The sequence below is a fragment of the Nocardia gipuzkoensis genome (assembly GCF_021183645.1).
In the GTDB taxonomy this organism is placed as follows: Bacteria; Actinomycetota; Actinomycetes; order Mycobacteriales; family Mycobacteriaceae; genus Nocardia; species Nocardia abscessus.
Genome location: NZ_CP089225.1, coordinates 7,457,388 through 7,483,896, shown reverse-complemented (window position 1 = coordinate 7,483,896; position 26,509 = coordinate 7,457,388). Strand labels below are relative to the sequence as shown.

At 70.1% G+C, this 26,509-nt stretch carries 19 protein-coding genes and 1 riboswitch; of the genes, 7 read left to right on the top strand and 12 right to left on the bottom strand.

The genetic code is table 11. From position 1 onward, the window contains the following. The first annotated feature begins 25 nt into the window (after positions 1 to 25). The 3 genes from LTT66_RS33960 (at position 26) to LTT66_RS33950 (ending at position 1,136) form a co-directional block, all read left to right on the top strand. A complete protein-coding gene (locus tag LTT66_RS33960) occupies positions 26 to 412 on the top strand; it encodes a recombinase family protein (protein ID WP_233062579.1) in 387 nt (128 codons plus the stop codon). Positions 413 to 601: 189 nt separating this feature from the next. After that, entirely contained in the window at positions 602 to 820 is a 219-nt protein-coding gene (locus LTT66_RS33955) for a hypothetical protein (protein WP_233062578.1), read from the top strand. After that, on the top strand, positions 813 to 1,136 hold the full coding sequence (locus tag LTT66_RS33950) for a ribbon-helix-helix domain-containing protein (RefSeq protein ID WP_181724373.1): 324 nt from the start codon (positions 813 to 815) through the stop codon (positions 1,134 to 1,136). The genes LTT66_RS33955 and LTT66_RS33950 overlap by 8 nt, the downstream gene beginning before the upstream one ends. Before the next feature lie 82 nt (positions 1,137 to 1,218). Here LTT66_RS33950 and LTT66_RS33945 read toward each other — a convergent pair whose 3' ends face one another. The 4 genes from LTT66_RS33945 to LTT66_RS33930 all read right to left on the bottom strand — a co-directional run bounded on the left by LTT66_RS33945 (position 1,219) and on the right by LTT66_RS33930 (position 4,500). After that, complete coding sequence (locus LTT66_RS33945) at positions 1,219 to 1,635, bottom strand: SLOG cluster 4 domain-containing protein (protein WP_233062577.1); 417 nt, start codon at positions 1,633 to 1,635, stop codon at positions 1,219 to 1,221. 93 nt (positions 1,636 to 1,728) lie between these two features. Next, entirely contained in the window at positions 1,729 to 2,562 is an 834-nt protein-coding gene (locus tag LTT66_RS33940; protein ID WP_233062576.1) for a DUF72 domain-containing protein, read from the bottom strand. A 21-nt stretch (positions 2,563 to 2,583) separates the two neighbouring features. Beyond that, on the bottom strand, positions 2,584 to 3,951 hold the full coding sequence (locus LTT66_RS33935; protein ID WP_233062575.1) for a purine-cytosine permease family protein: 1,368 nt from the start codon (positions 3,949 to 3,951) through the stop codon (positions 2,584 to 2,586). After that, a riboswitch (TPP riboswitch) is annotated at positions 3,947 to 4,062 on the bottom strand. It overlaps the preceding gene by 5 nt. Before the next feature lie 63 nt (positions 4,063 to 4,125). Further along, the gene (locus LTT66_RS33930; RefSeq protein ID WP_233062574.1) at positions 4,126 to 4,500 is read right to left on the bottom strand and encodes a hypothetical protein; all 375 of its coding nucleotides are present in this window, start codon (positions 4,498 to 4,500) and stop codon (positions 4,126 to 4,128) included. A 515-nt stretch (positions 4,501 to 5,015) separates the two neighbouring features. Here LTT66_RS33930 and LTT66_RS33925 point away from each other — a divergent pair. Then, positions 5,016 to 6,260 (top strand): cytochrome P450, encoded by a 1,245-nt coding sequence (locus LTT66_RS33925; protein ID WP_233062573.1) that lies wholly within the window; start codon positions 5,016 to 5,018, stop codon positions 6,258 to 6,260. Between the two features lie 18 nt (positions 6,261 to 6,278). Here LTT66_RS33925 and LTT66_RS33920 read toward each other — a convergent pair whose 3' ends face one another. Further along, on the bottom strand, positions 6,279 to 7,481 hold the full coding sequence (locus LTT66_RS33920; RefSeq protein WP_233062572.1) for a styrene monooxygenase/indole monooxygenase family protein: 1,203 nt from the start codon (positions 7,479 to 7,481) through the stop codon (positions 6,279 to 6,281). A 125-nt stretch (positions 7,482 to 7,606) separates the two neighbouring features. On the opposite strand from LTT66_RS33920, the gene LTT66_RS33915 reads away from it, so the two are divergent. Then, the gene (locus tag LTT66_RS33915) at positions 7,607 to 10,162 is read left to right on the top strand and encodes a helix-turn-helix transcriptional regulator (RefSeq protein WP_233062571.1); all 2,556 of its coding nucleotides are present in this window, start codon (positions 7,607 to 7,609) and stop codon (positions 10,160 to 10,162) included. A gap of 129 nt (positions 10,163 to 10,291) precedes the next feature. Here LTT66_RS33915 and LTT66_RS33910 read toward each other — a convergent pair whose 3' ends face one another. The 7 genes from LTT66_RS33910 to LTT66_RS33880 all read right to left on the bottom strand — a co-directional run bounded on the left by LTT66_RS33910 (position 10,292) and on the right by LTT66_RS33880 (position 23,512). Further along, entirely contained in the window at positions 10,292 to 10,969 is a 678-nt protein-coding gene (locus LTT66_RS33910; RefSeq protein ID WP_181724381.1) for a class I SAM-dependent methyltransferase, read from the bottom strand. Positions 10,970 to 10,978: 9 nt separating this feature from the next. Next, a complete protein-coding gene (locus LTT66_RS33905; protein WP_233062570.1) occupies positions 10,979 to 11,755 on the bottom strand; it encodes an ATP/GTP-binding protein in 777 nt (258 codons plus the stop codon). Between the two features lie 35 nt (positions 11,756 to 11,790). Continuing rightward, positions 11,791 to 12,753 carry an AvrD family protein gene (locus LTT66_RS33900; RefSeq protein WP_233062569.1) on the bottom strand — a complete coding sequence of 321 codons (963 nt, stop codon included), beginning with the start codon at positions 12,751 to 12,753 and terminating at the stop codon, positions 11,791 to 11,793. A gap of 11 nt (positions 12,754 to 12,764) precedes the next feature. After that, complete coding sequence (locus tag LTT66_RS33895) at positions 12,765 to 19,046, bottom strand: type I polyketide synthase (RefSeq protein ID WP_233062568.1); 6,282 nt, start codon at positions 19,044 to 19,046, stop codon at positions 12,765 to 12,767. Between the two features lie 128 nt (positions 19,047 to 19,174). After that, complete coding sequence (locus tag LTT66_RS33890) at positions 19,175 to 20,320, bottom strand: LLM class flavin-dependent oxidoreductase (RefSeq protein ID WP_233062567.1); 1,146 nt, start codon at positions 20,318 to 20,320, stop codon at positions 19,175 to 19,177. A gap of 15 nt (positions 20,321 to 20,335) precedes the next feature. Continuing rightward, a complete protein-coding gene (locus tag LTT66_RS33885) occupies positions 20,336 to 22,552 on the bottom strand; it encodes an MMPL family transporter (protein ID WP_233062566.1) in 2,217 nt (738 codons plus the stop codon). A 54-nt stretch (positions 22,553 to 22,606) separates the two neighbouring features. Next, the gene (locus LTT66_RS33880) at positions 22,607 to 23,512 is read right to left on the bottom strand and encodes a ParB/RepB/Spo0J family partition protein (RefSeq protein ID WP_233062565.1); all 906 of its coding nucleotides are present in this window, start codon (positions 23,510 to 23,512) and stop codon (positions 22,607 to 22,609) included. A 179-nt stretch (positions 23,513 to 23,691) separates the two neighbouring features. Here LTT66_RS33880 and LTT66_RS33875 point away from each other — a divergent pair, with 179 nt between their 5' ends. Then, positions 23,692 to 24,285: a TetR/AcrR family transcriptional regulator gene (locus tag LTT66_RS33875; protein ID WP_233062564.1), complete on the top strand. Its 594-nt coding sequence runs from the start codon at positions 23,692 to 23,694 to the stop codon at positions 24,283 to 24,285. A gap of 500 nt (positions 24,286 to 24,785) precedes the next feature. Continuing rightward, positions 24,786 to 26,216: a lytic murein transglycosylase gene (locus tag LTT66_RS37170; RefSeq protein ID WP_332909656.1), complete on the top strand. Its 1,431-nt coding sequence runs from the start codon at positions 24,786 to 24,788 to the stop codon at positions 26,214 to 26,216. The last annotated feature ends 293 nt before the right edge of the window (positions 26,217 to 26,509 follow it).

Genomic DNA, 26,509 nt, shown 5'->3' with positions numbered 1-26,509 from the left:
ACTCAGGCCATGGTCGCGGTGTTCCGTGTTCGACCGGTTCGCCCGCAATATGGCCGAGGCCGGCCAGATCCTCACCCGCCTGCGCGAGCGAGAGATCCTGTTCGGGCTCGGCAGCCAGACCTATGACTGGGCCGACCCGTTCGGCAAGCTGTTCCTGCAAACCCTCGCCATGGTCGCCGAATTCGAGGCCAACCTCAACCACCTACGCACCCGCGAGGGAATGGCCAAGGCTCGCGCAAAAGGCCGCCTCAAAGGCAAACAGCCCCAACTGCCTCTCTCCGCCCGGAAAACGATCCACCGCCGATACCACGACCCCGACGACAACGCGAGCCTGGCCGACCTCGCCCAGGAATACAGCGTCGGCCGCTCCACCATCCACCGCATCATCAGCGGCCCCGCACCCCGAGCGTAACGCTCATGTACCTGGTGACACGTTTCTTACGGTCACCCGAAGGGTGCGGCCCCAATGAATCGCGGTGATCGGTAGCAGACACGTTCTGCCAACACGACCCCGACCTGCGCGGTCGCCTGAACCATCAACGAGCGAGGAAGGAATAGCGCATGATTCGAATACCTACCGTCCACCGGTTATCCCCGCGAAGTGCTGCAGGTGCTCATGGGCGCCCGCCGATGGCCTCGGCAGGCGCGTGGCCGGAACGAACTCGCGGTCCTGACGGTGTGGGGCCGGACCGAGGCAGGCCGGCCACTCATCGTCGCTGTCCGCCGCACCGAAGGCTGGCAGTGGGACATTCTGGGCGCGGTCGAGATGACCGAGGCCCAGGTGGCCGAACTCGAGCGTTGGGAGCACGCCGATGACTGACTATCCGACGAATCCGAGGGACGTCCAGGACTTCCTGTCCGGTCTCGAATACACTGACGCGCCAGTCGAACCGGCCGAGTTGCCCCCGCCGCTGCGCGCCGAGGACACGGTCACCGTCACCACGTCCCTGCGCATCCCGCTCGACCTGCACCAGCGGGTGAAGAAGGCCGCCGAGCAGCGCAACGTGACCATGTCGGCGCTCATCCGGGACTGGATCGAGCTGGAACTGGCCGCCCTGGAGAACGACCAGCCCATTTCGCGCGCCGACGCCCTGCGGGCGCTGGCCGCCCTGCATCCCCTGCGTCAGTCGGCCTAGCCTGCTGCCGCGACGGCGTCACCCCTATGGCGATCGGACCGGATGCGTAGGCGACGCCGGTGGTGCGCGCCGACCGGTGGCGTCAGGTCGGATCGGGCCGCGCCGCGCCGATGCCGTCGAGCGCCCGGCGCACCGCGTCGACCGGGTCGGCCGCGATCACCGTCGCCGCCAGCGGATGTCCGTTCGCGTCGCGAACCTCCCAACCGCCCAGGGAGACAACCGGAATCCCACCGCGCCGCCGAGCGAGCGCGACCTCCGACAGCGTGCCCCACGAGCCGCCGATGACGATCACCGCGTCCGCCGACTCGACGAGGATCGCATTGCGCGCCTCACCCATATTCGTGAACAGCACCGCCGACAACCCGGCACACGCCACGCTGCGGTCGGTGTCCGGACGCACGCCGATCACCAGTCCACCGGCCTCGGCGGCACCCGCGGCGACCGCGGCCATGACGCCGGTACCGCCACCGCACAGCACGGTCGCCCCCGCTTGCGCCAAGAGCCCGCCGACCGCGCGCCCACTTCGCTTCCTGTTCCGTGCACTCCCTCGGCCCGCAGACCGCGACCTGCCGCACCGGCGTCCTTTCTGTCCTCACCCCGTTGGCCGTGGTGACACGACCGGTTCCAGGCGCTCTCGCAACGCCATGGCATCGCGCGGCGCCTTCACCTTCGCATCGTTGTCGAAATAGGTATAGACGTCGCCGGACCCGGCCCACGAGCGGATCTTCTCCGCCCACATGTCCAAGCCCTCGTCGGTGTATCCGCTGACATAGAGCTCGTCGTGCCCGTGCAACCGGATGTAGACGAAATCGGCGGTGACCTCTTCCAGCAGCGGATATTTGCCCGCCGCGTCGGCCACAACCAGTGCCACGTCGTGGCGGGTGAGCAATTCGGTGCAGGCCGGGGTCGCGAAGCTCTCGTGCCGTATCTCGAGGGCGTGCCGCATCGGCCGGTCGGCGTCGGTGCTCGTGTACGCGGGGTCGACGCGGTGGTCGTGCCGCCGCGCGATCTCGGCGGCCTGCTCGGTGCCGCGGGGGAGCCGGGACAGAAAGGCGTCCAGCACGTCCGCCTCGAATCGGAAGGTCGGCGGCAATTGCCAGAGAATCGGGCCCAGTTTGGGGCCGAGCGCCAGCACGCCGGAGGCGAGGAAGTTGGCCAGCGGCTCGTCACCGTCGCGCAGCCGCTTCATATGGGTGATGAACCGGCTGCCCTTCACCGCGAACACGAAATCGTCCGGGGTCTGCTCCGCCCATTTTTGATAGCTGGACGGACGCTGCAGCGAATAGAACGAGCCGTTGATCTCGACGCTGTCGAGCCGCTCCGACAGGTAAGCCAACTCCCGCTTGTGCGTCAGGCCCTGCGGATAGAAGGTCCCGCGCCACGGCGGGTACACCCATCCCGAGGTGCCGATCCGGATCTGACCCATCCCTCCATGGTGGCAAATTCGCTACGCCGACGCGGTCCTCGCCGCGATCCGCCCCACCAGCCAGGCCGTCGTCAGCGCCGCCAGGAACGACAGCAGCGAGGCGCTCATCCACGCCTGGCCGGTGAAGTGCACGGCCTGTCGGACCCGAACCCAGAACTCGGTCCAGACCCCGGCGTCACCGGGGTTGACCATTTGATACACCACGAACCCGGTCAGCCACGCGACAACCATTCCCCATCGCGCAGGCGCGTCGCTCGCGGTGTTCCACTCGCCACCTCCGCGCAGGAAGAAGTCGGCGACCAGCACCCCCAGCAGCGGCACGAACACCGAGCCGATCAGCCCGAGGAACCCGAAGTAGTTCGCCATGTTCAACCAGAGGGCCGAAACCGTGATCAGGGCGCCGAGGCCGATCGAGAGCACCCGGCGGTCGACGCGCGGTGCGAGATTCTGGATCGACACGGCGGTGGAGTAGACATTGGCGAAGGACTGGTCCGCCTCCCGCAGCACGAAGACGAAGAAGAACAGCGCGCCGAGGCTCACCTGCAGGAACGCCTCGTACGGTCCGCCCGAGCCGGTCGCGAGCGCCAGCGCGAAGAGGCCGAGGACGTAGGCGATGATCTGGGTGAGCGCGTACGCGCCGCCGGCCGCGCCGAACGCCGAGCGGCCGCTGCGGGCGTGCCGGGTGTAGTCGGCCGCGACCGGGACCCAAGAAATCGAGACGGCCAAGGCGGCGTCGGTCGCGATCCAGAAGAGGTTCCAGTCGACGCCGAACGGCCCGCCGCCGGCCGGTCCCGGGTTCGCCCGCAGATCGGGCAGACCGGCGCGGAAGAACTGCACGTAGAACCAGACCAGGGCGATCACGACACCGGCGGTCACGAACCTGCGCAGCAGCCGGACCGATCCGAGCGGCCAGATCGTGAGCACCGTCGTCAGCACACCGGCGGCCACCACGTAGAGCCAGTGCGGGCCGCCGCCGAACAGTTCTTCGGCCGCGTCGCCGATGACGATCAGCTCGAAGGTGCCCCAGCCGAGCAATTGAGCGATGTTGAGCACCGTGGGCAGGTAACTGAGTCTCGCACCGAACAGCCCGCGCAGCAGGACCATCGCGGGTTGCCCGGTGCGCGCGCCGGTCAGCGCCGCCGCTCCGAGCATCAGTCCGCCCACCACCGTGCCGAGGACGGTCGCCAGAATGCCGGCGGCGATCGAGATCTGCGCGGCGCCCTCGGCGCTGGGCGCCAGCACCGTGTACGCACCGGAGAACGCGAAGAGGCTGACGCCCAGGTTGGCCCAGAACGCGCTCTGGTCCCAGAACGAGAGCACCTTCGGTGCGGGCTGCTCGAGGGTCAGCGGGGCTTCCTGCCCCACGGTGGCACGGGTCGACGACGACATGACGGAAACGCTCTCCCTACGCCGGCATTACCCGGACAGGTTCATGCGGTCGGCGAAGCGTGCGGTTCGCCCTCTCAGCCCGGCCGTGCCCGAGCTCCCCCGGTGAAGTGATTCCGGCGAATCGTACACGCACCACTTCCCGTGACCGGGTGCGAGAGCCTGCCGACCGGCGTCTCAGCCCATGAGGAACGAAGCGGCGAACCAGGCGAGCACGACCAGGACGGCGCCGATCAGCGCACCCGGGAACAAGGCCCGCCCTTGCCGGGCCGCCATACCCGACAGCAACGCGCCCACGGCGAATCCGACGATTCCGCCGCCGACCATGATCCAGACGCCGGCGCTGGTGTCGACCCGGCACTCCGGCTTGGAGTCGCAGATCCCGCCCGCCATCAGGAACCACGGCGCGAGGACCGCCGACATGGCGGCCAGCGTCGCGGGCAGCAACCACAACAGTGCGGTGCAGACCAGATCCGCGCTGCGGGGCGGTTCGACCGCGCGTGTCTCGGGCTCGCGCGTGGGATAGCCGGAGGGCGTCGTGCTTTGGGACACCTGGTTCAGGTAACCGTGCATCGTGTCTCGCTATCGCTTGTCGGTGGAGGCGACCGGGCCGATGGAAGTTATACACCAGCCCTCTGCGCGCCGAAGTGCTTGTGTTCCCGTGCATGCGAGCGCACGGTGGCCTGCCGTGCTCCCGCCGGACCTGCGATGCCGTTCCCGCCGCCCACAGTGGATATCCCAGCGCCGTCGAGCATTTCGATGTGTGTCGCGTGCCGGACGTTCACCCGTGGGTGACCGTCACGGGATCGACAGCGGTGGATCGCTCGCGCCGCGGACTCGATTCGGTTGCCGCGCGCCAGGAGTGGTCGCATCGACGCAGGTCGGCCGCCTCTACCGATGTCCGCGACCTACCTACCCGGCCATCCTATGTGTCGATCCGCTGGCGGTCGGGGCGACGGGTCGCATCGGTGCACCGCACGGACCGAACGACAGCGGCGTTGCGACGGTGCGCGTCGAGCTCACCCGAGCGCACTCACCGAAGACGCTTCTACTGTGGGAGTCACACGTTGACCACGCCCCGAGACCTCGACCAGACCGCGCACCAGCACGGCTCGCCCCTCGGCACCCCCGTCGAGCGGGTAGCGCTGTATTCGCCGGGGTTCGCGGCCGATCCGCAGCGCGCCTATCGAGAAATGCGCGCCCGCTACGGTTCGATGGCGCCGGTCGAGCTGGCGCCGGGCGTGCCGGCGACCTTGGTGCTCAGCTATCACACCGCCGTGCGAATCATGCACGACCCGCAGCATTTTCCCGCCGACCCGCGCACCTGGCAGGCGAACGTCCCCGCCGATTGCCCGGTGCTGCCGGTGCTGGAGTGGCGGCCCAACGCCATGCGCAGCACGGGCGAGGAACACGCACGCTACCGCCAGGCGAACACCGCGAGCATCAACGCCGTCGACCTGCACGTCCTGCATGCCACGGTGGAGCGGATCGCGGTTCCGCTGATCAACTCCTTCTGCCAGGCGGGCAGCGCGGATCTGGTCTCGCAGTACGCCTTTCCGCTCGCCTTCGCGGCGATCAACGCCATGCTCGGCTGCCCGCCGGAGATCGGGCAGGAGGTCGCCGCCGCGACCGCCGCCGTGTTCGACGGCGTGGACGCGGAGGAGGGCAATCGGATGTTCGGCAGCGCACTGCTGCGGCTGCTCGAACTCAAGCGCGCCCAGCCGGGCGAGGACATCACCACCCGGCTGCTGCGGCATCCGGCCGGTTTGGACGACGCGGAGATGATCCACCAGCTCGTCGTGCTCTACGGCGCGGGCATCGAACCGCTGCAGAACCTGATCATCAACACCCTGCTGCTGATCCTCACCGATGATCGGTTCGGCGGCGAAGTCCTCGGTGGGAGCCTGTCCACCCGCGACGCGCTGGACGAGGTGTTGTTCACCGACCCGCCGATGGCCAACTTCTCGGTCACCTATCCGCGTCAGCCGATCCTCATCGACCACGTGTGGTTGCCCGCCCACCAGCCGGTCGTCATCAGCTTCGCGGCCTGCAACAACGATCCGGCGATCAGCGCGAACAATCACAGCGGCAACCGGTCGCATCTGGCCTGGGGCGCCGGACCGCACGCCTGCCCGGCCCGCAGCCCGGCATATCTGATCGCTCAGGACGCGGTCGACCAATTGCTGGACGCGTTGCCGGAGTTGCGGACTGCCATGCCGATACACGAATTGAGCTGGCGGCCAGGGCCTTTTCACCGCGCCCTCGCCGAACTCCCGGTGGTGTTCCCCGAAACGCCGCCCTGGCAGCCCTGAAACCCGGGCGGGGCTCGGTCAAGACGGCACGCTCGCGGCGAACCGAGCCAGGTTGGCCGGTCGCGCGAAGGTGTCGGCGAAGGCGTCGGCCAGTGTCGTGTCGTGCTGGGCGGCCAGCATCATCTCCTGCATCGCGGGGGGCGGATCGAGCACCGTCGCCGTCCACCGCGCGGCCGGGTGCGCGACGGCCGTGAGCCAGGGTGCGGCCGCCCACTCCATCCAGGCACTGTCGTAGGGACCGTCCGGATCGTGCAGGATCGCTTCGCCGTAGCGGATCGCGCAGTGCACGGCGTTGTTGGCGCCTTGCGCGCCGCCCGGGTCCATGCGGCAGAGGACGTCGCCGCCGCCCAGCACCGGCCTGCCCGACGGCAGGATGCCCACCGGCCTGCGCATGGCCGGAGTCACCGCGCCCACCAGCGTCGCCCCGGCGTCGGTCGGTTCGGCGTGCCGGTACCGGTCGGCGATCTCGGCGGGCAAGTGCGCCTCGAGCAGCCCTCTGGCCTGCGACCAGCGTTGCGCGGGTGTGCCGTGCTGGTCGAACACGTCCAGCGCGCCGCCCGGCCGCGCCTCGAAAAGAAGCATCTCGCAGCGGCGTTCCTGCCCCGGGCGCCCGGTCAGGCCGGGATAGGAGATCACTTCGCCGTGCTCGGGCAGCGCGGTGTAGGAGCCGAGGCGTTCCGGGTCCGGCTCGACACCGTCCAGGTACAGCACGGCGAGCCGCCGCAGGGGCCCGGCGGGCACCGGCCACGCCGGATCGGGTTCGAAGCATTCGGCGAGCTCGTGCCCGGCGCGGGTCACCACGGTCAACTCGTAGCCCGCGGCGATGCGATCGAGGTCCGGTACCGACGGCGTGGCGACGCGCAGGTCACCGCCCTCGGCCAGGAACTCGGCGAGCCAGCGCGCGAACACCGTCCGCTGATCCACGCTCTGCGCGGGCCGGGTCAATCGTCCGGTCCAGGTGACCACCGCCGCACGATCGACCACCATGGTGAACCGGATGCCCTCGATGTTCGGCGCGGTCGAGCGCCAGAAACCGAGGCCGAGGTCGGCTTCCAGGTCGAGCGTCGCCGGGAACTTGACCTGGGTGCTGGTCACCGTGCCCGCGAGGATCGCCTCGGCGTCGCGATCGGTCACCAGCGTGACGGGACGGCCGCCGCGCAGCAGGCGGTGGGCGAGGGGTAATCCGCATTCGCCCGCGCCGAGTACCAGTATCTGTCCCACCGTGGTGTCCTTTCGGTCGTGAGATCGACTGCCGTGATAGCGAAATGGTCGGCGCATAGGTGGGTTCGGCGCATCGGTAGAGACCCGCGGATCTCCGGATCGTGATCCGACTACGCTGCCCTGTTGTGTCGGTAGGACGTGCGTCGGGCCCGGGGCTGCCGCCCGCGGCCGCCAGCGATTTCGTGGGGCGCGAACGTGAGCTGGAGAAGATCGGGATGGCGCTGCTGGGGGGTAGCCGCCTGGTCACGCTGATCGGAGCGGGCGGTATCGGCAAGACCCGGCTGGCGGCCGAAGCCGTGCACCGGTTCCACAAGGCCCGGCGCGTGCCCGTGCACTGGGTGCGTCTGGCACTGCTGTCCCGGGGCGCAGACGGGGCGGCGGTCGAGGAACAGGTCGCTCGCTCCCTGATCGACGCCGACTTCTCCGGGAGATCGGCGTGGGAGGCGGTGCTGGACACTTTGCGCCGCCGCGACGCGGTCGGGCGCACCCTGCAGACGATCCTGGTGATGGACAACTGTGAACACGTGCTGGAGGGTGCGGGCCGGGTGATCGCCGATCTACTCGACGCCGCGCCCGGGCTCACCGTGCTGGCCACCAGCCGTGAGGCGATCGGATGGGTCGACGAGCAGCTGGTGCCGGTGCCCGCGCTGTCCGGACAGCAGGCACTGACCCTGTTCCGGGCCCGCGCGGGCCTGACCGGGCACACCATCGGCGAGGCCGAGGCCGAGGTGGCCGCGGCGATCTGCCGGCACGTGCACAATCATCCGCTCTACATCCGGCTGGCCGCCGCGCGATTGGTGCGTCAGCCGCTGCCGATGATCCTGCGCGACCTCAGCGGCGAGGCGAGCGACCGGCGGCTGCGCTGGTCGCCCGGCCCCCGGGTCGGGGCCGACACGCGCCACCGAGGCATTCGCGACGTCATCGCGTGGTCGTACGACCTGTGCCGGGACAAGGAGCGGCAGCTGTTCGACCGTCTGTCGGTGTTCGCGGCCGGGTACGACGTCGACCACGAGGCCGCGGACGCGCCGGGGCTGGACGTCGGCGCCGAGCTGGAGGCGATCGAGGCGGTCTGCGCCGACGACGACCCCAGCGGCCCGGACGGTTTGGCCCGCGCCGAGATCGAAGTCCTGCTGGAGCGGCTGGCCGACCAATCGCTGGTGTCGGTCCACCTGACCGCGACCACGGTGCGCTACTCGCTGCTGGAGAGTTTCCGGGTGTTCGCCCAGCAGCGGCTGGACGAACGTGACGGCGAACGCGCCCGGCTGGAGCGCAGGCACCGTCGCTATTACCGCGACAAAATCGTCGCGGCTCGAGCCGGATGGTTCGGCCCGGCCGAGCAGGAGCTGCTGGATTGGGCGCGGGCGGCGTGGGACAACCTGCTGTGTGCCATGGCGGGCAGCCTCGCCACGCCCGAGGAGGCCGCGGTCGGGTTGGAGATCGCGGTCGGGCTGATCGCGCTGCGCAGCCCGTTCTTCACCGGCTCGTTGCGCGAACCGCGCCGGTGGGCCGAGCGCACGCTGGCCGCCAGCCGGGACCTCGGCACCCAGCCGGTGCCGCTGCAGGTCACGGCGATGTCGCTGATCGCCTGGATCAGCCTGTGCCAGGGCATGCACCGCGACGCCGAGCGGATGCTCGACGAGTGCGTCGCGCTGTGCGTGCCGGACGCCGCGGCCCGGTCGAGGTGGCGTGAGCAGCCCGACCGCGACGTCGATCTGCCCGCTCCGGTCGAATTCGCCAGGGGTGCCGAGCTCATGCTGGTGCACCGTGACGTGCGCGCGATCGCGGTCCTGGCCCGTGCCAGGGCACGATTCGCCGTGGAGGGACAACACGGCCCCGCCGCGATGGCCGAGCTGTTCGAGGCGCTGGCCGGAGCATTCCTCGGCACGCCCGCGCAGGCGCTGGAGATCGCCCGGCGGCATCTGGACCACGCGGAGCGCTCCGGGGCGCGGTGGGCGGCGTCATGGGCGGGTCTGGTCTGGGCGATCGCGCTGATCAAACACGGCGACCCGAGCGAAGCGGCGGTCGTGGTGCGGACGTCGCTGACGACTCAGCTCGCGATGCGGGATCAGTGGGGAGTGGTGTGGGCCGTCCACATTCGAGCCTGGACGCTGGCGCGCCTGATCCGCGACGCGCCCGGCGAGCGCTCCGATGCCGTGACGGGTTGGGCGCGCGACATCGCGCGGCTCACCGGCGGCGGCGCCACGTTCCGGGACCGGCTCGGCGTGGACATCGCCAATCTCGGTCCGTTCGCCACCGAGACCGACATCGCGGCCGAGACCGCCCGAGCGGTGCTGGGGGAGACCGCCTTCGCGGAGGCGGAGCGAGAGGGCGCGCTGCTGCGCCCGGAACTGGGCGAGGTGGCGCAGCTGGCGCTGGGGAACCTGTCGCTGGACCGACTGCCCCTGGAGCATCCGGTGCGGCGCAGCCGCCCCTCGCGCTGGCCGGAGCTGTCGGCGGCCGAACAGGACGTGGCCGTGCTGGCGGCGGCGGGCTGGACCAATACCGCCATCGCCGCCCGGCGCGGCAGCTCGTTCAAGACCGTCGACGCCCAGATGGCGGCGATCCTGCAGAAACTGATGATCGGCTCGCGTGAGGACATCCGCCGCCTCGTGCCCGCCGACCGGCAGGCCGAGGTGACCGAGGAGGCGGCGCGTAAACCGCAGCGTGCCCGGCGCCCGTGAGCTGCCGAATCGAGCCGAGACGCTGGGCCTGCGGTGGCCGCCATCCCCCCGCCTCGGCTACCGCGGCGGGGGGATGGCGTCTCGGCCCTGACGCCACCCACCCTCCGGACTCGCCGCTGCGACCGGTGGTTACTCGTCCCGTTTGCGCGCGGTGATCTGAATGCCGGGCTCACCCGCGATGCGGCGCACCGTCGCGTCGGTGACCGGGAGATCGGCGACGAGTTCGCGGCCGTCCTCCAGATCGATGCCGTAGCCGGCGATGTAGGTGCGGAAGAACGGCAGGCACGCCCGCGCCATCGGCTGCGGCAGCTTCCAGCGGTCGACGAAGGAGCGGGCGTCCTCGAAGGTGCAACCGCGGTCGGCCTCGATGACCAGCAGCAGGCCACCGGGCCGCAGCACCCGGAGCATCTCCGCGAGCCCCTTGCGCTGATTCGGCCAGTGCTTGATCGAACCCGAGCTGATCACCGCGTCGTAGGCGGCGTCGGGGAACGGCAGGTCCATCGCCGATCCCTCCCGGAACTGGATGCGGCTGCCCAGGGCGGCACCGCGTTTGCGAGCCCGGCGCACCTGTTGCGGCGAGAGATCGATGCCGGTCAGCCGCAGCGTGGTCCCCGCGGTGGCCAGCCCGACCGCGAGTTGCCCACCGCCGCAACCGACGTCGAGCACCTGCGCGCCGTCGTCGAGCTGGGCGACGATGTCGTCGAACAGGGTCGGGGTCATCTCCCGGACGGCGTCGGAGATGAAATTGTCGTAGAACCACGAGTCGATCGGGTTGTAGCGCTTGGTCTTGTCCAGCAGGACGGTCATGGCGTGCTCCTAAACGCGGGTGGCGAACTTGATCTTGCGGCGGAGAGTGTTCGGCTGTTGCTGGGCGATGATCGTTTCCTGGACGCGCTCACGGCTGCTGCGCACGATCTCCATCGCCTCTTTCACCGCGACGTCGATGTCCATCACGGTGGGGATGTCGAGCATCGCGACGATCGATTCCAGGCGCTGTTGCGGGGTGCCGCGCACCGTCACCACCGGTTGCCCGAGTTCGCTGATCGCGTGCAGCAGTTGCCGATCGGAGATGGCGCGATAGCGCTCGTCGACCGGACGGTGGCCGTCGGGGTCCATCGGCACCTCCACCGGGAGGTGGAAGAAGATGTCGTAGTTCTGCCGGGCCCGCTGCCGGGCCATGTCGCCGTAGGCGTTGAGATAGCGGCGATAGAACGGCCGGCCGGGCAGGGTGATGGTGTTCTTGACGGCCTTGTGCCATCGGCTCGACCCGGGATTGGGGCCGGTGACCAGCCGCGTGGTGCCGTAGATCCACTCGTTGAGCACCGAGCCGTCGGCGATGAATCCGCCTTGCGCGTCGAGGATCGCCTCGGCCTGGATGCGTAACTCCAGCCTGCGGAAACCGAGCGCCATCAGCTCGGTCGTGCTCAGGTCCTGGAATCGCATGCCAGGGTAGAGCTCGGTGACCACCTCGCGGGCCGAGGAGGCGTCCACCCGGGGGATACCGGTCAGCAGCGACAGCGCCGTGGAAGTCGTGGTCTTTCCGGTCGAGTAGGTCCCGGAGATGACGATGCGTCGATAGTTGTTTCCCGACATGGGAATGCCTTTCTGAACGTTCGGGGATGCGCGGGCTAGGCGGGCAGTCGGTGAGCGAGGTCGTACCGGATCTCGCATCCCGCGAAGTCCGATGCCCAGCTGGAGATGCGCCAGTCGCCGCCGCCGAAGGCGAGGACCATCGAGCGCACCATGTGTGTGGTCGCGGTGCCGGCGGTGAACGGCGCCGGGGGAGCGGACGCGCGGGCGGTCATCCGGCGCATCCACAGCGTCTCGCTGTCCTTCCGGGCGATGTTGTCCAGCTCGTAGAGCACGACCTGGGACAGCTGCGCCAGGATCACCGTCGCGTCGACCAGCGTGACGGAGGGTTGGTAGGCGTCGGCCACGCCGTGCCAGGGGCCCGCCGGATCCGGTTCGCTGAGCGCGAAATCGGCGCGGGCCCGGCTGTTGCCGTCGGAGACGACGACATTGCGCAGATACTGCCCGCGGTCATAGACCCCGCCGTGGAAGTATCCTCGCCCGGTCTCGTGCACGATGCGTCGTTCGGCTCGCCACGGTGGCGGCGTCACCGGCAGCGCCACGGTGGCCTCCAGGCTCATCGCGCCGCCCAGCGCTCCGGTGATGCTGATCGTCTTGCCCTCCACCGCGACGACCGTGGCGCTGATGGAGAACTCCGCCAGTGACTCCGTCGCGATGGTTCCGCTGCTGAACTGGACGAAAGGCACCCAGCTGGCACGGATTTCGCTGTCGGTCAGCCCGTAGCACTCGCGCAGGATCACCTCGAGCAGCCGGTAGCCGAGGATCGAGCAGTCGATGCTGCTCACGTGCGGGACCAGCACCCGGGTGCTCTTGCGCGACCAGTCCAGCGGATAGTGCACTCCGGCCTTCGCCGTCAGCCGCGGACGGTCCTGCGGGTCGCGGTCGAGGGTGATGTCGAAGATGCGGTGGGTGATCCGCTTGTATCCCTCGCCGAAGAACCGCCCGTCCCGGTGGCCGAGGACGGCGTCGATATCGGCGTAGGCGATCAGCTCGGTGGACATGTCGGTTCCTTTCATGCCGCGGCCTGCGCGTCGCCGGGCTCGGCGAACTGGCTGACCACCTTGGCGCCGATGCCGCGCAGCGACAGGCCCCTGCTCAGTTCGAGGGCGGAGATCTTCACGTCGAGCTCCTTCTCGGTGCGGGCGCCGAACTCCATCGCCATGAGCGAGTCCATGCCGAGGTCGGTGACCGGCTCGTCGATGTTGACGGTTCCGGTGTCCACGCCGAGCACCACCGCGAGCTGATCGGCGAGGCGCTGGGCGACGAAGTCGGCTCGCTGTTCGGCGGGCAGCGTGAGGATTTCGGCGCGCAGCGTGCCGCCGCCTTCACCGCCGACTCCGATGTCGGCGAGCAGCTCGCGGAAACGCCGGGTGTCGGTGGACGGGCGCGCCACCCGCGACCACACCGTCCAGTCGATATCGGCCACCGCGACCTGAGCGGTGTCGAGGGCCAGGCATTCCCGCAGCAGGGCGGTCGCGCGGTCCATGTCGATGGGCAGGAAGCCGATCGACTTCACGTAGTCCGCCAGTGCCTCGGTCTTGTCGGCCATGCCGCCGCCGCTCATGAAGCCCCAGTTCACCGCGAGCGCCGCCGCACCGCGGGCGCGCCGGTCGGCGGCGAGCGCGTCCAGCGCGGCGTTGGCGGCGGCATACCCGATCTGCGGTGTGATGCAGCCCAGCGCGCTGATCGAGGAGTACAGCACGAACATGTCCAGCTCGAGGCCCGCCGCGTCGACGGCACGGTCCAGATGCTGCGCCCCACGAACTTTGGCGAACAGCTCGTTCAGCGACTCCGGCGTGATCTGCGGGATCGGCAGGTTGTTCACCACCCCCGCCGCGTGGAATATCCCGCGCAGCGGCGCGACGGACCGGATGCGGTCGATGAGGGCGGCCGTCGCGGCGTAGTCGGCGATGTCCACCCGTTCTTCGAGCACCGTCACGCCCGCCGCCGTGAACGCCGCGACCTGCGTCTGGGCCTGCGGGGTGGACGCGCCGCTGCGTCCGGCCAGGACCAGTGTGCGCGCGCCCTCGGCGACCAGCCAGCGGGCGGTGGCCAGGCCGAAGCCGCCGAAGCCGCCGGTCACCAGATAGCAGCCGTCCGGGTCGATGCGCGGGTGGGCGAGTTTCGGGCGCACCATCGGCTGGTGTTCGCGCAGGTCGAGCACGACCCGGCCGATCTGGTCGGATCGTGCGACCGATTCGAACGCCGCGGCCAGTTCGGACACCGGGTAGGCCGAGTACGGCAGATACCGGTAGGTCCCCGCGCGCAACGCCACTTGGCTCGCCCGCATCGGCGTGCGCAGCAGTTCCGGGTCGTGGGCCAGCGCCCGGTCCATGTCGACGGAGAAGAACGTGAGGTTGCGGTCGAAGGGCCCCAGATCGATGACCCCGCCGGTGTAGATGTCGGCCTTGCCGATGTCGACGACGCGGCCGAACTCCGCGGCAACCCGGAAGTTCTGCCGCAGGATCTCGCCGGGAGCCGAACTGTAGACGACGTCGACGCCGCGTCCGCCGGTCAGCTCGGCGATCTCGTCGACGAAATCGGCCGACCGCGAATTCAGCACGTACTGCGCGCCGAGCTCGCGCACCTCCGCACGCCGGTCGGGCGTGCCCGCCGTGGCGATCACCGTGGCACCGATGTCCAGCGCGACCTGCACCGCGGCCATGCCCATGCCGCCCGCCGCGCCGTGCACCAGCACGGTCTCCTCCGGCCGCAATCGCGCCAGCGTCCGCAGCCCGAATTCCGCGGTGAGGAAGGGCAGCCCGGACCCGCAGGTCAGCGGGTCGTAGTCCTCGCCGGGCAGCAGCCGGTGCGGCAGCGTCGCGCCCGCGTCCACGGGCATGGTCACGTACTTGCGCAGGATGTCGCGGGCGCACACCATCATCCGGTCGCCGACCGCGACGTCGGTGACGCCGGGCCCGACACGCACGACCACACCGGAGCCCTCCATGCCGACCGTCGTGCCGAAATAAGTGCCCGCGAGTTCTTTTTCGGTGAGCACGCCGATGACCTTCATCGCGTCCTTGTAGTTGAGCCCGGCCGTCTCCATCCGGACCTCGACCTCGCCCGGGCCGGGCGCCACCCGATCGGCCTCGCGCAGCGCCAGATCCGACAGCAACCGAGACTTCGGAATCTCCACCACGAAGGAGGCGTCCGGGTCCGGCAGCGGCGTGGCCCGGTTGCGCTCGTCGAGATGCGCGGCGAAGTTCCGCTCCAGGCGGACCGCCCAGTGGTCGGCGCCGCGCACGCCGACCTCGTCGGGCACGTCGTCGACGAAGACGAGTGCGGCCTGCGCCGCGGCATCCCGCGCGCCGGCGTCGACCAGCCGCCAGCGGGCGGCGGGCTGTTCGTTGAGCAGGGCGCGCCGTGCACCCACCAGCGCGCCGTGCGATACCTGCGCGGCGGTGTCGGCGGGCGTGCACAGCGCGTTCTCGGTGACGACGACGCCGTGGACCCGGACCTGCGGTGCGTCGGCGAGCAGGTGCTCGATGGCGTTCGCCACGCGCGCGAGCCAGTAGACGTTGCGCGCCCCGTCGAATGCCGCACCGAAAACGCCGACCACCCTGATTCGTTCGGCGAGCGGGGCGCCCTCGGGTGAGCGCAGCGCCAGCCGCAGACGCTCGTCGTTGCCGCCGTGTTCGGGATCGTCGAGCACGACGGTGACGCCGGTCCGGTCGCCCAGCAGCGCCGCCGCACGGGCGGCCGCGTCGGCGCCGACAGCGACGGCGACCACCATTTCCTCCTCGGCGGGACGCTCGCCCGCAGGCGCCTCGACGATCTCCCAGACGGGCTGATAGAAAACGCGTTCCAGCTGATGGGTGACATCGACCGCCGTGCTGACCGGGCGGAACTCGACACCGAGCAGCCGCATGGCGACCTCGCCGTGTTCCCCGACGATCGCGATGTCGGCGCGCAGCGGGTCCACGCCGCGCCGGGTGACGACCACCCGTGGACGCTCCGGCAGCGGGCCCAGCCAGCGCACCCCGGCGATAGCGGCGGGCACGATGGCCACGTCGCTGCCGGAATCCGCGGCCAGCGCGGCGACGCACTGCAGCGCGGCGTCGACCAGTGCCGGGTGGGCCAGATGCCGGACCGGGGCGGCCTCCTCGACCGGTGCGAGCGAGGCGACCACCGCGTCCGCACCGACGACGGCGGAGACGATGCGCTGGAACGCGGGCCCGTAGTCCAGTCCGCGCGTTGCCAGGCCTCGATAGAGATCCGCGCCCGCGACGGCGGCGGCGCGGTCCGGGGCGTCGAGATCGACCACCGCGGCGGTGAAGTCGGCTTCGATGAGCCTGCCGTGCGCGTTGAGCGTCCATGTGGTGGCGGTGGCCGAGCGCGAGTGGATCCGGAAGCGTTTGGTCGACTCCTCGACGCTTACCCGCAGGACCGGGACGTCGTGTTCGTCGATCACCAGCGGCGCGACGAATTCCACCGACTCGAGGCCGACGCTCGTGCGTCCGGTGCGCTCGACGGCGGCGCTGAGCGCGGCGTCGAGGTAGGCCGCCCCGGGCAGCACGACATGTCCGGCCACGACATGGTCGCGCAGCCAGGGCAGCCGGGTAACCGACAGCTGCACTTCCCATTCCGAGTTCGCCGCGGTCGTGGGATCGCCCAGCAGCGCGTAGCCCTCCGGCGTGCCGAGGCGGTCGAGCAGGGTGACCGGCTCGTCGTGCCAGACGCGTTTGCGCTGCCAGGGGTAGGCGGGCAGATCCAGGTGCTCGACGTTCGAGTCCGGTCGGCCCGGCACGGACGAACCGTCCAGCGAGCCGGCGACATACAGGTCCGCGACGGCGCGCAGCACGTTGTTGTGGTCGCGCAGATCCCGGGACAGCGTGGTGACCGCGGCGCCGATCACTCCGCGGTGGATCAGCATCTCGCGGATGTTGCCGCTGAGCACCGGGTGTGGCCCCACCTCGAGGAAGACCCGGTGACCCGCGTCGACCAGCGCGCCGATGGCATCGGCGAACCGGACCGGCTCCCGCACGTTGCGGCACCAGTAGTCCGCGTCCCAGTCGGTGCCGGCGATCTCGTCGGCGGTCACGGTGGAATACGTGGTGAGCTTCGCGTCCCGCGGCGCGAGCTGGGCCAGTGCGCCACGCAGGTCATCGAGGATCGGGTCCATCAGATGGCTGTGGTACGGCACCTCGACTCGTAGGCTGCGCGCGAACGTGCCGGTGGCCGACAGGGTGTCGCGCAGCAGTTCGAGGTCCGCGCTGTCGCCGGCGAGGGTGACCGCGCCGGGGCTGTTCACCGCGGCGATCGAGATGCTGTCGGTGCGGGCGAGCAATTCGCGGGCCTGCTCCTCGGACATACCCAGGGCCAGCATGCCGCCGGTGCCCGCGGTGGTCGCCTGCAGCCGGGCGCGGTGGTAGCTGACGGTCAGCGCGTCGCGCAGCGACAGCGCGCCGGACACGTACGCGGCGGTGACCTCGCCGACGCTGTGCCCGACCACCACGGCGGGATACACGCCGTACTCGGCGAGTTCGGCGGTCAGTGCGGCCTGCAGCACGAAGTTGGCCGGCTGCGCGAACGCGGTGCGCGTGATCCGGGAGCCTGCCTCGTCGGCGAGCATCTCCTCGAGGATCGACCAGCCCGCGATGGAGACGAACTCGCGGTCGATCTCGCTGGCGACCTTGGCGAACGTGCTGTCGGTGGTGAGCAGCTCGCGGCCCATGCCCCACCACTGCGGGCCCATTCCGCTGAAGACGAAGACCGGCTCCACCGCACCGTCGCCGATGATCCGGGACGGGGCCCGTCCCTCGCCCGCGGCGAAGGCCCGCAGCTGGGTGCGCAGATCGTCGGCGTCGTCGTAGGCGAAACCGGCCCGTAGGGGGTGGTGGGCGCGCCTGGTCCACGCGGCCGCGGTCACCGCTTCGGCGGGATGCCGGTCGAGCGCTTGCGCGAGTTCGCCGGCGAGCGTCCGGACCGCGGTCTCGTGGCGCCCGGAGATCGGCAGCACCCGCGGTACCGCGCGTTCGTCGTCGGCCCGCGGGGCCCGCGGTGGCGCTTCGACGAGGATGGCGTGGGCGTTGGTGCCCCCGTAGCCGAAGCCGTTGACCGCGACCACGCCCTTGCCCGGCGCCGCGGACAGCGGCTCGGGCCGCAGCGGGACCCGTAGTCGCAGCTCGTCGAACGCGATCTCCGGATTCGGTGTGGTCAAGTCGAATTGGGGTGCGACCGTGCGATGGTGCAGGGTGAGCGCGGCCTTGATCAGGCTCGCGACCCCGGCCGCGGCCTCGGTGTGCCCGAAATTGTTCTTCACCGAACCGACCGGCACCGGTTCGCCGCGGCCGTCCACCGCGCCGTACACCGCACCCAGCGCCGACATCTCGATCGGATCGCCGACCGCCGTGCCGGTGCCGTGCGCCTCGAGGTAGCTCACCTCGTGCGCGGCGACACCGGCGTCGTCGCGCACCTGACGGGCGAGCTGCTCCTGCGCGACGGGATTCGGCACCGGGATGGCCATGGTGCGGCCGTCCTGGTTCACGCCCGTCGCGCGGATGACGGCATAGACGCGGTCGTTGTCGCGCTGCGCCACGTCCAGGGGCTTGAGCAGCACCGCCCCGGCGCCTTCGGCCCGGCCGTACCCGTCGGCGGCGGCGTCGAAGGTCTTGCAGCGCCCGTCGAAGGACAGGAACCGGCCCTTGCACATCGAGATGAACGTCTCCGGTTGCAGCATCGCGTTCGCTCCGCCGGCCAGCGCGATCTCGCATTCGCCGTTGGCGATGGCCTGTACCGCCAGATGCGTGGCCACCAGCGAGGACGAGCATGCGGTGTCGACGGTGAGGCTGGGCCCGTGCAGGTCGAGCAGGTACGAGATGCGGTTGGACAGCAACGTGTGCGAGGCACTCATCGCGGTGTGGTTGGTGATCGCCGAGCGCACCAGCGGACCGCTGCGTCCGAGCACGTTGTCCAGGATGAACCCGCCGACGTAGACGCCGACGCGGTGGCCGGAGACCCGGCCCGCCATGCCGGCGTCGTCGAGCGCCTCCCACGTCACCTCCAGCAGCAGTCGCTGCTGGGGGTCGAGGATGGCGGCCTCCTTCTGGGCGATGCCGAAGAAGTCGGCGTCGAAATCCCACAGCGGCTGGGTGAGAAAGCCGCCGCGCCGGGTGTACATACGCCCCGGCGCGTCCGGGTCCGGGTCGTAGTACTTCTCGATACTCCACCGGTCCGGCGGGATATCGACGATTCCGTCGCCTTTATCGAGCAGGAAATCCCAGTAACTCTTCGGGTCGAATACACCGCCTGGAAAACGGCAGCCGATACCCACTATTGCAATGTCGACCATTGTTTCTCCTGGCCTGAAATGCGGGACCATGCTGAGCCCCCCGACCGCAGCAGCACAAATATCTGACGAGCTTCTTCGCTCGAATGGCAATGCTATTGCGCTGCCACCGAGCCGTCAATTGTCTTGCGTCAGAGTCTTTTCAATTTCCGCAAAGTCGCCACCAGTGGCGCGTTCGAGAACATCCCGCGCGCGAGGCGCGGGTGAATTGCGCTGAGATTCATGAGGACGGCGTAGCGCAAACCGTGGTCGCGCCAGTCCGCGACCTGCTCGACGATCTCGTCCGGTGTTCCGGTCAAACAGAATTCCCGCACCAGCGACGCCGGGACCTTCTCGATGTAGTCCAGCACGGTGCGCTCGTCGAGGGTCTGTGGCAGGTAGTCCTGCAGGCCGGTGAAGTCCTCGCCCAGCGGGTGGGTGGCACCGTGCCTGGTCCACATCTCTCCGGGCGCGCACAGGGTGAGCGCTCGCGCGCCCACGCTGTCCACGAGAGCGTCCACCTCGGCGGGCCGCGCCGCGGTGAGCACGCTGAACACGGCGGCGGGCGCGACCGCCATGGGGTCCCGGCCCGCGTCCGAGGCCGCGGCGCGCACCCGCTCGAGCCGGTGGCGGTACTCGTGCGGGCGCTGGGCGAAGCCCGGGAACCAGACGTCGGCGTAGCGTCCGGCGGCCCGCAGCATGCGCGGCCCGCCCGCGGCCACCCAGATCTCCGGGCGGGTGCCCCGATAGGGCGGCACGTCGAAGACCGCGTTGCGCAGCGGGAAGTGCGGTGAGTCCCTGGTCACGAGGCTGCCGCGGGAATCCCACAGCGCCCTGATGGTCGCGAGCGCCTCCTCGAACCGTCCGACCGGGGCGGTCCAGTCCACGCCGTAGGGCTCATTGTTGTCCCGGATGCCGGTGCCGATGCCGAGAATGGCCCGGCCCCTGCTCAACTGGTGCAGGGTGGCCGCGGCCTGCGCGGTCACCGCCGGATTGCGGCGGCCCGCGTCGGTGACGCCGACCCCGAGCCGCAGCCGGGCCACGCGGTTCTGCGCGGCCAGATAGCCCAGCGCGGTCCACGGTTCGTAGATGCCGTCGGCGTGCGGCGCGAGCCGGGTGATGCCGACGTGGCGGGGTGTCCAGATCGAGGCAGGCAGGATCGAGGGCAGATGGTCGGTCACCCAGAGCGAGTCCGCTCCGCCCGCCATCGCCACCGAGCGGCTGCCGCGAAATTGCAGATCCGGCGCGAACCGGGTGTAGACACCGGAATCCATCACGCCCGTGCGGAATTTCGCCATGTTGTTCCTCTCGCGCTATTTGGGTACGGGTTCGAGAGCGGCGCTGGTCTCGGGAATTTCGATACGTTCGTGCAGGCGGGCGAGCCGGCGCGGCGCCCACCAATTGGCCGAGCCGAGCAGCCGCATCAACGCGGGCGCGAGGACGCCGCGGATCAACGTGGCGTCGGTGAGCACCGCCAGGGTCAGGCCGAGGCCGAACAGCTGGATGAACGACACGTGCGAGGTCACCATGCCCGCGAAGGCGATCGCCATCAGGCAGGCGGCGGCGGTGAAGATGCGTGCGGTGCGGGCGACGCCGGTGGCCACGGCCCGGGTGTTGTCGCCGGAGGCGAGCCACTCCTCGCGGATGCGGGACAACAGGAACACCTCGTAGTCCATCGAGACGCCGAAGGCGATGCAGAACATCAGGATCGGCATGGTCGGCACGAGGTAGCCGGTCGGGGTGAAGCCGAGCAGGCCGGACAGGTGCCCCTGCTGGAAGACCCAGACCATGGCGCCGAAGGTCGCCGCCAGCGAAAGCGTGTTGAGCAGCAGCGCTTTGACCGGAAGCAGCACGCTGCCGGTGAAGAAGAACAGCACCACCAGGGTCGACAGCGCGATCACGACAACGGCCAGAGGGATTTTGGCTGCGAGCGCGTCCAGCGCGTCGACGCTCTCCGCCGCCGCGCCGCCGAGCAGTGCCCGTCCGGGCGCGGGCACGGCGCGCACCTGGTCGAGCTGGTCGATCGCGGCGGCGGAGTACGGGTCGAGCCGCGTGCCGAGGCGCAGATACGTGCCCGCGTCGTTGCGCATGCCCGGCGGCGCGGCGGCGACTCGCAGACCGCCGATGTAGACGCCCGCCGCGGACAGCACCGACGTGACACCGTCGATCCGCGACAATCGCTCGGCGTAGGCGGTTATTTCGGCGTCGCCGCCCCGGTAACCGGGCAGGGCCACGAGAACTCCGGCCATGGCGTTCTCCCGGAAGCCGGTGCGCAACGCGTCGCCGACCTCGTGGCTGGACGCCCCGCTGATGACCCGGTCGTCGGCGGCTCCGAAGCGGATGGACAGGAACGGTGAACCCAGCACCAGCAGCAGCGCGATCACCGCCAGCGCGGCCGGCACCGGGCGGCGCATGACCAGCCGCACCGTCCGGTACCACCGCGTCTCGGTGACCTCGACCGGACGCGGCGACGGCAGGCGGAATCGGCGGCGCAGCGGAATTCGCAGGTCGAGCGCGTCCACCCGGGGGCCGAGCAGGGCCAGTGCCGCGGGCACCAGCAGCAGCGTGGTGAACACCGCCGCCCCGAGCACGGCCAGTCCCGCATAGGCCAGCGAACGGAGGAAGTACAGCGGGAAGATCAGCAGCGTCGACAGCGACAGCGCGATGACCACACCGGAGAACAGGACGGTGCGCCCCGCGGTCCGCGCCGTGCGCACGACCGCGGCGGCGGTGTCGCTGCCTCCGGCGAGTTCTTCCCGAAACCTGCTGACCATGAACAGGCTCGAATCGATCGCGACCGCGAAACCCAATGCGCTCATCATGTTCAGCGCGAAGATCGACACGTCGCCCACCTCGGTGAGCAGCCGCAGGATCGGCAGCGTCGCGAAGATGTTGAACACGCCGACGGCCAACGGGATCAGCGCGGCCGTCACGCTGCCGAAGACCAGGATCAACGCCAGCCCCGTCAGCGGCACCGCGATCGCCTCGGTGATCAGCAGGTCGGTGACGATTCGATGGCTCATCTCGTCGAAGGCCACCGCCTGGCCGCCCGCCCGCACGGTGACGTCGGCGACCTCGCCGCTCAGCTGTTCGGCGATCGCTCCCGCCCGCTTGGGCGCGTCGGTGTCGTCCCCGGTGACGTGCGCCAGGACCAGACCGGAGCGGCCGTCGTTGCCGCGCAGCGCCTGCCGCAGATCCGGCGGAAGCTCCCAGTAGGACTGGACCGCGTCGATCTCGCCTCGTCCGCGCAGATCCGCGGTCAGACGCTCGCCCGTCGCGCGCGCCGCGGGACTGTCGAGTCCGTCCGGCGCCGTGACCAGCAGCACGAGGTTCGGCGCCGCGCCGGGGAAGTCGCGGTTGAGCAACGCGGCGACCTCGGCGGACTCGGTGTCGGACGGGATGTAGCCGCCGGACTTCAGATGGGCGGGCGCCGACCAGCCCAGCGCGACACAGACGAGCCCGGCGAGCAGCGCACCCCAGAGGATCGATCGTGGGCGCCGGATTGCCAGGCGTGCGAGACCAACGAGCATGATGAGTGACCTTTTCTCGAACTCCGGCCGCGCGAATGCGACGGTGGCTCGGTGCTATTCGGCGGAACCGGAATCGATGTAGCCGGCCAGTGCGCGCCACTCCTTGGCGTTGCGGCTGGCGAGTTCGGCGACGGCTGGAATGCAATGCGGCGGGACCGCGGCGACCAGCGCGGTCCACACCTCGCGCTGCATCGAGTGGGTGTGCAGCCACCGCAGCAGGTCACGGCCCTGCTGGCTGTGCCGCATCGCGGGATCCCGGGTGAGTTGCTGCAGCAGCAGCGCACTGCCCTCGGGCTGATCGGCGGCACCGTCGGATTCGGACGATCCCGTCTCGCGCAGACGCTTGCGGATCGCGTGCGCGGTACTGATGGACACCTCGGCGGCGGCGGCCAGCGCGCGCAACGGCATGTCCGGCGAGGCCGCCAGGAGCTCGGCGACGCGGCGGCGGCGTTGCGCGCGGTCCATCGGCCTGCGCCTGCCGTCGGCGCCGATACGAACGTTCGACTGCGGAACTTCCGCACTCGAACGTTTACGCAGCGTGGCCACCGTGCGCGCGGACAACCCCGTGGTGGCCGCGATGGCGCGGTCGGACAATTGGGGCATCGTCTCGATGATCCGCTCGGCCGCCGCTTTACGGTCCGAGAGCGTCAACGGAAGCCCGTGCGTCGTATTCAGTTCGACACCGCGCAGAAAAGCCTCGGCCTGCGTCCCGTCGAAGAACACAACCGCGATCCGCTCGTGACCGAGCCATTGTGCGGCGCGCAACCGATGCATTCCGTCGATGACCCGCATCGTGCTGCGGTGCACCAGTATCGGCGGCAATTCGTTTTCGCTTTCGGCCAGCCGCGCGATATGCCGGCGGTCCTCGCCGTTCGACCGCGGCGAATCCGCGGGCAGCAGTTCGTCGATCGATACCCAATAGTGCGCGTTCGACGCCAGCGGCACCACGTCGCCGCTCACCAATTTACACTCAGCGGACAATTCGAACCCCCAGGGACGCCCGGAATCAGATCGGTCCTCGATGACCCGATGGTCCATCCGGAACCCGGCTAGGCTACGACCGACCGATCGGTCACAGCGTAGGTGCGGCCGGTGCCCGGCACTAGGCTTTCCAGAAAGAGTGGGGAGAATTCGAAAGCATGACAGTCATTGCCGACCCCGGACGCACGGCGCTGCTCATCGCCGGCACCGTGGTGGCGGAACGCGAGGGGCTGCACCGGCTTTCGATCAACGCGGTGGTCGAGGAAGCCGGGATGGCCAAGGGCACCTTCTATCACCACTTCGTCAACCGCCGCAGCTACGTCATCGCGCTGCACCGCCGTTTCTTCGACGCGCTGTCGCAGTCGGTGGCCGCCGCGCTGGACGGAATCCCACCGGGCATCGAACGAATCGGCCCCAGTCTCGACGCGTTCCTGGACGCCTGCCTCGACGCCCGCGGCACCGAGGCGTTCATGGTCCAGGCGCGCACCGATCCGGACCTGCGCGAGGAGATCCGCCACCGCCACGAGCTGTTCATCGCCGTGGGGCGGCCGGACATGGTCGCCGCCGGGTGGCCCGATCCCGATGCCGCCTCCCGGCTGAAGGTCGCCATGGTCGGCGAGATCTGTCTGGCGGAGCTGACCTCCCGCCGTCCCCGCCCGGATCTGCGCGTGGCCGCCGTGCGCATGCTGACCGCCAACCTCGCCGGGCCGGTTGCCGGAGAGTCGCCCGAGGACGCGGACGGGAAGACCTAGGCGACGCTGGGTAACTGGAACGCTTTCCGCACGAGAACCTTTCGTGGCTTGCCGTCGCCCGCAGCCTCGATCGCAGACATGGTGCTGGTGAGCCGGAGGTCTGGTACCGACGCTCGAATCGTGCCACGTCGGCCGACATGCGAAGTGCGCCTACGTCTTCGCGGATCGTTGTCCGTGGCAGCAGGGGCGGAAATGGGCACGGGCGTGCGGTGGGATGGGCCGGTACTCTGGATCGAGAGGGGCCGCGATCAGCATTAAGTTAGTGTGAATTTCCAGGATCTCACCCGCGATGTACTCGGTGTTGTGTACCGTTTGTTATCGCAGGTTCGCACCGCTGGGCGGCGCGGGCCGGGGTCGTGGATGCGGCCAGGCAAGAAGGACTCCGTTGTCCCGTGCGGTTCATCCGTCCCGAGACGCGGACGACGTCGAGGATTGGGTGTGGCCGAATGCGTGTATCTGCTCCGATAACGGTCTCGGCTTTGGTTGTTGCTGGTGTGGTGGTGAGTGGTTCGGGGGTGCAGTCGCCGGTGGGTGCCGGTGCGCCGCAGGCGCCGGAGGTGTTGGCGGCGGCGTCTTCGAGTGGGAGCGCCGGTGATGCGGGCGGCGCGGGCGCCGGCGGTGGGGAGTCGCGGGTGGCGGGGTTGTTGCCGGTGTCGCCGGAGTTGCCGCGGCGGTTGCGGGCGGTGTCGCCGCCGATGGCGGGTGTGGTGCCGTTGCAGGAGGTTACGTTGCCCGCGGTGGGGGGTGCGTTGGGGATTCCGGAGGTGGTGTTGGCGGCGTATCGGAATGCGGAGTTGGCGTTGGGGTCTTCGGCGCCGGGGTGTGGGTTGTCGTGGAATCTGCTGGCGGGGATCGGGCGGATCGAGTCGGGGCATGCGCGGGGTGGGCGTACGGATGCGGCGGGTACGACGGTGTCGCCGATTCTGGGTCCGGCGTTGGATGGGACTTTGCCGGGGAACGAGGTGATCAGGGCTGCTGATGGGGGGTTTGTGCGGGCGTTGGGTCCGATGCAGTTCTTGCCGGGGACGTGGGGGGCTTATGGTGCGGACGGGAACGGGGACGGGGTGGCCGATCCGCACAATGTGTTCGATGCGGCGTTGGCGGCGGGGAAGTATTTGTGTTCGGGGGGTGTGGATCTGCGGGATCGGTCGCAGGAGTTGCGGGCGGTGTTGCGGTACAACAACTCGATGGCGTATGCGGCGAATGTGCTGAGTTGGTCGGCGGCTTATCGCAGTGGGGGGTCGCCGACGCAGGTGCGGATTTCGCCGGATCTGGTGCCGCCGGGGGTGTTGTCGCCGGGTTCGGATATGTCGGCGGTGCGTACCGGTGTGCCGGGTACCGATCCGGGTGAGCAGGCGCGGGCGGCGGGTCAGGCGCCGTTGCCGCGGCCGCGGCCGCAGCCGACGCAGGTGATGATCACGATTCCGGGTCTGCCGCCGATCCCGTGCGGGATCTTCTGCCCACCACCACCTCCGGTGCATCCGTGTGCGGCGCAACCGATCCCCGCGCCCATGCCGCAACCGGGACAGGCCGGCATCGGGCGAACCCCGCTCGCGCCTGGGCAACCCTTCGGCGCGGCCCCCGGCCAGCTACCCGGCCACGACCCGAACAACCCTGCGGCGCAGGCGAATCCGGATTCCGCCGGGCAATCCGCACTGGGCGAGGCCGGAGCGGCCGATTGCGCGCAACCGGGCTCGGACGCCGCCACCGGCCCCGAATCAAGTGCGCCCGAGCAGCACACCGCGCCTGGTGCCCCTGAGCAGGACGCGGCACCTGGTAATCCCGAGCCGGCCACCGCCACACCGCCCGCCCCGGAACCCGAACCGGCGCCCGCCCCCGAACCGGTTCCCACGCCGCCGCCTGGGATCACCCTCCCCTTCGGCATCGTGATTCCACTGCCCGCACCGCCGCCGCCCCCACCGGCGGGCTGACTCGGGAGCTTCTGCCTTGCGCGCGGGGGCCGGCCTCGTGGACGCAGTGATCGTCACGCACTGTCTGCGAGGAGCCGACGAGCCCGCGCAGAAGTGTGCGGGACTTCGGCTGACGTTCGTTTCGGAGCGCCGTGCTGATCCGCGGTGGTGCAGGCGGCCCGCTGCGGGGCGTTCCTCCGGTCAGGGCTGGTCGCTAGTGCCTGTCCACGTCCGGAGCTTCAGGTTCATCGAGCTGATTCGCGCGCATGTGGCCTGTCCGAGCCGACACCTCGGGGCGCGCGATGAGCTGCGAT